The 6,175-nt window shown below is 58.1% G+C and carries 6 protein-coding genes; 1 reads left to right on the top strand and 5 read right to left on the bottom strand.

Annotated elements, in window-relative coordinates; translation table 11 throughout:
* Nucleotides 1-291: 291 nt before the first annotated feature.
* Nucleotides 292-1,125, bottom strand: coding sequence for an SDR family oxidoreductase (locus tag BV390_RS27990; RefSeq protein ID WP_032695217.1), 834 nt, complete (start codon nucleotides 1,123-1,125; stop codon nucleotides 292-294).
* A 93-nt stretch (nucleotides 1,126-1,218) separates the two neighbouring features.
* On the opposite strand from BV390_RS27990, the gene BV390_RS27985 reads away from it, so the two are divergent.
* A complete protein-coding gene (locus tag BV390_RS27985) occupies nucleotides 1,219-2,181 on the top strand; it encodes a LysR family transcriptional regulator (protein ID WP_064384282.1) in 963 nt (320 codons plus the stop codon).
* Here BV390_RS27985 and BV390_RS27980 read toward each other — a convergent pair.
* The 4 genes from BV390_RS27980 to BV390_RS27965 form a co-directional block, all read right to left on the bottom strand.
* Nucleotides 2,125-2,526 carry a RidA family protein gene (locus tag BV390_RS27980; protein ID WP_032687090.1) on the bottom strand — a complete coding sequence of 134 codons (402 nt, stop codon included), beginning with the start codon at nucleotides 2,524-2,526 and terminating at the stop codon, nucleotides 2,125-2,127. The genes BV390_RS27985 and BV390_RS27980 overlap by 57 nt on opposite strands.
* A 236-nt stretch (nucleotides 2,527-2,762) precedes the next feature.
* Nucleotides 2,763-4,406, bottom strand: a complete 1,644-nt coding sequence (locus tag BV390_RS27975; RefSeq protein ID WP_131055991.1) for a dipeptide ABC transporter ATP-binding protein — start codon at nucleotides 4,404-4,406, stop codon at nucleotides 2,763-2,765.
* The gene (locus BV390_RS27970; RefSeq protein WP_085397579.1) at nucleotides 4,403-5,221 is read right to left on the bottom strand and encodes an ABC transporter permease; all 819 of its coding nucleotides are present in this window, start codon (nucleotides 5,219-5,221) and stop codon (nucleotides 4,403-4,405) included. Before BV390_RS27970 ends, BV390_RS27975 begins: the two co-directional genes overlap by 4 nt.
* The gene (locus BV390_RS27965) at nucleotides 5,221-6,162 is read right to left on the bottom strand and encodes an ABC transporter permease (RefSeq protein WP_085397578.1); all 942 of its coding nucleotides are present in this window, start codon (nucleotides 6,160-6,162) and stop codon (nucleotides 5,221-5,223) included. Before BV390_RS27965 ends, BV390_RS27970 begins: the two co-directional genes overlap by 1 nt.
* Nucleotides 6,163-6,175 lie beyond the last annotated feature (13 nt).

Genomic DNA, 6,175 nt, shown 5'->3' with positions numbered 1-6,175 from the left:
CCAGAACCTGTTATGACGAAGCGAAATATTTGCTGGCTCTCGAAGCGAGACACTCGCCCTTACTGAAGCCATAAAAAGCTTGTCGAATGTCTCAGGGCGTGAAGCGGGCATAAAAACTCACAATCAGGCCCAACTCACTTATCCCATCTTGCAGCACTGACCTTTACCCGCCTGTTATCTGCGTCAGCTACAATTGCAGCGGCAGATCGGTTGTTTTCCTTGAAAATCAAACGAAATAAAAATGCTCGCTCCTGCTTCTTTGTCGGTGGTGTGTATATTACGCACGGTCAATCACGCATCTTTATCCACGCTCAGCGCCACCGCGCGGGTATCCTCCAGCACCCGTAACCGACTGTTCAGCGCCTCGTTGATAGAATGATACGCCTTACTGCCCAGTGCCAGACGAAACGGTGGCGCCTCCCCATCCGCTGCGTCGATTATCGCAGCGACGGTTTTTAACGCATCGCCGTTAATCGCGATAGTTCCCTGCGCCAGACCGCGGCGCACCTCGCCGGCGGGCGTATTGTCATAACAGGCCATCGGCGAAGCTATATCCAGTCCGCCCGCAAAGTTCGTCGCCGTCGGGCCGGGCTCAGCAATCATAAAATCGATGCCAAAAGGCGCCACTTCCTGGGCGACGGATTCAATAAATCCTTCAACCCCCCATTTGGTGGCGTGATAAAGGCTGAAATTCGGCCAGGCAATCTGCCCGCCTTCTGACGATATCTGCACAATGCGTCCCCCTCCCTGCCGACGCAGAGCGGGTAAGGCGGCCCGAATAAGCTGAATCGGACCGGTGAGATTGGTGGCAATCTGCCGATCAATCTGGGTATCGCTCACCTCTTCCGCCGCGCCGAAGAGCCCGTATCCCGCATTACTGACCAGCACATCGATACGCCCGGCGAAGTCGAATGCCTGCTGTACCGTTCGACGTACCGCATCCGTCTCCGTAACGTCCAGCAGCAGGACATGAAGCTGCCCGCCGTATTGCGCCCGCAGGTCATCCAGCGCGCCGGGCTTGCGCAGGGTAGCAATCACGCTGTCGCCCCGCGCCAGCAGGCGCTCCGTCATCAGGCGTCCAAGACCGGTTGAAGTACCGGTAATTAACCAGGTTTTGCTGCTCATCGTTAGTCTCCAGAAAAGTCATTAACTCGCCGATAAAGGATATGGCATGATGATTAGCACGATAAGACTCAACAAATGGCATGAAGAGGTGAAATGAAATCACCAGTTAAAACTCCGACGCTTTCCGATCTGAAAGCCTTTATCGCCGTAGCGGAACAGCGTAGTTTTCGTCGCGCAGCCGATTTTTCCGGTGTGACTCGTTCCACGTTAAGCCATGCTATCCGCGGGCTGGAAGCGCGTCTGGGCGTTCGCCTGTTGCATCGCACCACGCGCAGCGTGGCGTTGACCGAGGCCGGAGAGGCGCTGCTGCGGCGTATTTCACCGCACCTTAACGGGCTGGAACAAGCGCTGGAAGAGATTGCCGATACCCAAGGACAGACCGTGGGTACGCTGCGTATCAATGGCGGGGAAGAGGCTATTCACCTGCTGCTGCAGACAATTGTGCCGGACTATATGACACGGTATCCCGGCGTGTCGCTGGATCTGGTGGTAGATGGCCGGCTGGTAGATATCGTCGCCGAAGGCTTTGATGCGGGGATCCGTCTGGCGGAAGATGTCCCTGCTGATATGGTGGCTGTACGTTTTGGCGAAGATGTGCGGTTTCTGGCGGTGGCGTCGCCGTCGTATCTGAACCAGCATCCTGCTCCCGCGAGCCCGGACGATCTGGCCCACCATCAGTGCATTCGCCAGCGTTTACCCAGCGGTAAACGCTACCGCTGGGAGTTTTCCCGCCACGGTCAAAGCATCCTGCTGGATGTGCCCGGAACGCTGACGCTAAACAGTTCGTCGCTGATGGTGGACGCCGCGATCAAGGGGCTGGGGATCGCTTATGTCCCGGACGTACACGCCCGCGCTGCGCTGGCGGATGGCCGACTGGTCACCGTACTTGAGCCATGGTGCCCGCCGATTCCGGGTTTATGCCTCTGGTTTCCGGCCAACCGGCATATGCCCGCCAGCCTGCGCGCACTGATCGATCTCATTAAAGAGCGAAACCGAGGCTCAATGCCGCGAGGGCAAGCGGGCGGTGACCTTGATTTCAAAACGGAAGCCATATAGCCAGGTCACGCCGACGCCCGTCAGCGTCGGCCAGGGGGCTTCCCCCCAGTATTCCGGCAACACCTTCCAGAGCGTGTCGATAGTCGATTGCGCATCGACCAGATACAGGGTGACATCAACCACATCGGCAAACGTACAGTCTGCGGCAGCCAGCACCGCATTAAGGTTATCAAATGCCCGGCGGATCTCCTGCTCCAGCCCGGGTTCCGCTGAACCATCTTCGCGACTTCCTACCTGACCGGAAACAAACAGAAAATCGCCGGATTTAACGGCCGGAGAGTAACGGTTTTGCTCATACAGCGCCTGCTGTCCGGCGGGGAATACGATATCTTCTGGCTTTCTCATCTTTTATCCTGTTCTGACCTGTAGGGGTTCAGGGATGATAAGCGCCCGCATCTGCTGTCGCTATGCCCGCAGACTGGCATGAGCCGGTGAGTATTATTCACCTGGGGAGTAAGTCGCGCCGAGTGACGGAGTCCCTTGCCGCCACTGCGGAGAGTCACCGTCATCATCGGCTTAAGAGGGATGACGGTGGCTGATAGCGGGATGACACCTTCATCCCGGCAAAAAAACCGCGCCTGTCAGGCCGGCTGACGCTGTAGCTGATACCCCCCTTGATCCAACGGCTTCAGCATCGGCAGACAGCGTAGAAGACGCTGTGTATAAGGATGGTGCGGGTTGTCCAGTACATCGTCGCTCCAGCCGCTCTCGACCAGCGCCCCCTGTTCCATGACCATAATACGGTCTGCAACCTGCTCAACGGCGCCAAGGTCATGGGTGATAAAAAGGCAGGCAAATCCGTAGCTGGCCTGCAGCCGTTTCAAAAGCTGCAGAATCTGTTTTTGCACCGTCATATCCAGCGCCGAGGTCGGTTCGTCAGCGATAATGAACGCAGGACGGCGAATTATCGCCCTCGCGATCGCGACCCGCTGGCGTTGCCCGCCAGACAGCTGATGCGGATAGCGATGCAAAAACAGCGCGCCCAGCCCTACTTCATCAAGCACTTCCCGCACCCGCTGCTGACGCGCGCTGCGATTCATCGTCTCCACCAGCAGAAGCGGCTCTTCGAGGATCTGAGCTATATGCATGCGTGGGTCCAGCGAAGAGAAAGGATCCTGCTGAATCATCTGACATTCACGGCGCCAGGTGCTGACCAGCCGCTTATCGGAGGTCGTGACCAAATGGCCGCGGAACGCCAGCGTCCCACGGCTGGCTTTTAACATACCGGCGATCAGTTTACCGATCGTGGTTTTGCCGGAACCGCTTGCCCCCACCAGCGCTACCGTCTCTCCTGCGCGAACATTAAAACTGACGCCCTGTACCGCCTTCGTCACTGAAGCAGGACGAAACCACGCTTTGCGCCCAGTATAGGTAATGTCAATGTCAGTCAGGGTGACAATGCTTTCCGCCGCCAGTAGCCGTTGCCGGTCCGGTGCGGGCTGACGCACCGGTAGCGCTTCCAGCAGCCGTCGGGTATAGGGGTGCTGCGGCGCAGCTAGCAGGCGCTGACTGCTGTTCTGCTCCACCAGTTCGCCCTGTTCCATCACCATAATCCGTGAGGCATAGCGCGCCACCATCGATAAATCATGGCTGATAAGGATCACCGCGCTGCCCTTTTCAGCCGTCAGCGCTAACATCAGCTCCATCACTTCATGCTGAACCAGTACGTCAAGCGCCGTGGTCGGCTCATCGGCAATAATCAGCTTCGGCTCCAGCAGCATCACGGCAGCAATCATCACTCGTTGACGCATTCCTCCGGAAAACTCATGCGGATAACGTCCCAGCAGGTTGGCGGCATCTGTTAAACCGACGCGTTCCAGCATGGCGATGATTTTCCCGCGCCGCTCGCGCTCCGTCAGCCGGGTATGTAAAGCCAGTCCCTCATCAAGCTGACGGCCAATGGTCATTGCCGGGTTCAGGGAGGTCATCGGCTCCTGAAATACCATTCCGATTCCCGCGCCGCGTAGGTTTCGCAGCCGCTCGGGATCCAGGTGCTGCAAATCCTGACCATCGAACATTACCGAGTCCGCCTGGCTGCCGACACCTGCAGGCAATAGTTTAATGAGAGAGCGCATCGCCAGCGTTTTACCGCTCCCCGATTCCCCGACTACCGCCAGGACCTCTCGCGGCGCCAGGGAAAAGGATATCCCTTTCACCACCTCACGTTCGGCGACATTCACCCGCAGGTTAGTTACCTGCAATAATGGCATCTGGTTGTTCATCATTGCATCCTCGGGTCAAGATAATCACGTAACGCGTCACCAAGCATATTGACGCCCAGCAGCGCCAGAGAAATACAGCCGCCCGGCAGCAAGGCCAACCAGGGCGCCTGCGCCAGGTAGCCTCGACTGGCGGCCAGCATATTGCCCCAGGTCGGCTCCGGCGGCGGCACGCCAAGCCCTAAAAAGGAGAGCGCGCTTTCGGAAATCAGTACCCAGCCGAGCATGGAAGTCGCCAGCACGGTAAGCGGAGCCAGGCAGTTTGGCAGTACGTGTCGGCGCAGAATGGTCAGTTCGTTATGTCCCATTATCCGCGCCGCGGCGACAAAATCCGCTTCGCGCAGCCCCAACACCGTGCCACGCACGATGCGCACTACCGACGGCGTATACGCCAGCCCCAGTGCGAGAATAATGCCATAGCGGTTATTACCAAGGATGCTTAACAGCCCCAGGGCCAGAAGAATGCCGGGAAACGCCAGCAGCGTATCGGTAATCATCATGATGAACCGGTCCACCACGCCCCGCAGATAGCCGCTAATCAGCCCCAGCGTAATGCCGACCAGCAGCGCGAAGCTCACCGTAACCAGAGAGATGGTCATGCTGGCGCTGGCCCCGGCCAACAGGCGACTGAGTACATCGCGGCCATATTCATCGGTGCCAAGCAGGTAGTGGCTACCGGGAGCCTGTAGCCGCGCCAGAATATTGATCCGGCCGGGATCAAACGGCGTCCAGAAAAAGCCCAGCACGCCTGCCAGCAGGATGACGCCAATCAAGATAATCCCCAGCAGGGCATTAGGCGCGATCGCCATTCGTCTTTTCATCAGGCAGAAACCCTCGGGTTAAAGAGCGGGTAAAGTGCATCAATCAGCAAATTGGTGAGTACGTAGAGCGTGGCGATGAACAGCATGCAGCCCTGGATTACCGGATAATCGCGGGCGTAGATAGCATCAACCAGCAGACGCCCCAGGCCCGGAAGGCTGAACACCGTTTCCGTTACCGCCACACCGCTGAGCAGGTTGCCGAGCGTTAACCCGATCAGCGTCCACGTCGGACCAAACGCATTCGGGAACACATGCCGTGACAGCACGGTACGCTCACGTAGCCCTTTGGCGCGGGCATGGGAAACGTAGTCCAGCCGCAACACCTCAAGCGTGCTGGCGCGCATCATGCGCACCAACGCCCCAACCTCGACCAACACGAGGGTCATGACTGGCATTAGCAGATAGAGGCCCCCCGCCCGCAGGTTGTCGCTTAACGAGACATACCCTACCACCGGCAGCCAGCCCAGCTGCAGACCAAACAGCAGCAGAATGAGCAGCCCCATCCAGAAGCTGGGAATCGACAGCAAGAAGGTGGAAAACATCACCAGCCCGGTATCCAGCGATGAGTTCTGTTTCCACGCAGCAAGCATGCCGGCAGGTACGGCCAGCAGTGAGGCGATAACCACCGCGACCAGCACCACGCTGAGTGTCACACCGAAGCGTTGCAGGATAAGCGGCAGGACCTGCTGGCCGCTCTGGATAGAATGTCCTAAATTACCCTGCAGCACGTTGCCAAACCAGATAATAAACTGCTGTACCATGCCCTGATCCAGCCCCATGCTGTGCCGCAGGTCGGCAAGGCTGGCTTCCGTCGCCATATCTCCCAACATCAGCAGCGCTGGATCGCCCGGCACCATGCGGGTAAGTAAAAAGACCAGCACCGTTACCAGCAGCAGCGTGGGAATGGCGGTCATAATACGAGTAAACAGGAACTGCAACATGCGCCTCTCCTTA

Origin of the sequence: Klebsiella sp. YJ (assembly GCF_002108615.1) — a bacterium.
Classification (GTDB): domain Bacteria; phylum Pseudomonadota; class Gammaproteobacteria; order Enterobacterales; family Enterobacteriaceae; genus Klebsiella; species Klebsiella planticola.
Note: the sequence above shows the minus strand (reverse complement) of the source record. Positions and strands in the feature narration are given on the sequence as shown.

Bases quoted from the DNA above. Each gene is read 5' to 3' on its own strand.
- BV390_RS27990 (WP_032695217.1), bottom strand. From the start codon at position 1,125: ATGAGCAGCAAAACCTGGTTAATTACCGGTACTTCAACCGGTCTTGGA.
- BV390_RS27985 (WP_064384282.1), top strand. From the start codon at position 1,219: ATGAAATCACCAGTTAAAACTCCGACGCTTTCCGATCTGAAAGCCTTT.
- BV390_RS27980 (WP_032687090.1), bottom strand. From the start codon at position 2,526: ATGAGAAAGCCAGAAGATATCGTATTCCCCGCCGGACAGCAGGCGCTG.
- BV390_RS27975 (WP_131055991.1), bottom strand. From the start codon at position 4,406: ATGATGAACAACCAGATGCCATTATTGCAGGTAACTAACCTGCGGGTG.
- BV390_RS27970 (WP_085397579.1), bottom strand. From the start codon at position 5,221: ATGAAAAGACGAATGGCGATCGCGCCTAATGCCCTGCTGGGGATTATC.
- BV390_RS27965 (WP_085397578.1), bottom strand. From the start codon at position 6,162: ATGTTGCAGTTCCTGTTTACTCGTATTATGACCGCCATTCCCACGCTG.